This window comes from Bacillus sp. SIMBA_005 (genome assembly GCF_046535585.1).
GTDB lineage: Bacteria > Bacillota > Bacilli > Bacillales > Bacillaceae > Bacillus > Bacillus pumilus.
In genome coordinates, this window is sequence record NZ_JAWRWI010001079.1 from 1 (window position 1) to 240 (window position 240).

Below are 240 nucleotides of genomic sequence, written 5' to 3' on the forward strand. Positions count from 1 at the left end.
CGCGTTACAAAAGTATTCACACTTTTATCAGAATTTATAGTATATATTTGGGTTCCTGTACCAAGTTTTAAATTATTATCAGTTTGTGGATACTGCATAATAATTAGTTGATTTAATTCATTAAACCCGAAAGAATGAATCATTCTTTTACTAAACCTCTCGCCTTTTGTTATATTTTTCAAGATTCTTCCCTTTTTAAATTTATTGATCTCATGAAAATATGGTAAATGCGTATAATAT

1 protein-coding gene is annotated in these 240 nt (G+C 26.7%); it reads right to left on the reverse strand.

The features are described from left to right. Positions 1-182: hypothetical protein (locus tag SB660_RS23450; protein WP_410584977.1), on the reverse strand; the 182-nt coding region annotated here is incomplete at its 3' end. Positions 183-240 lie beyond the last annotated feature (58 nt).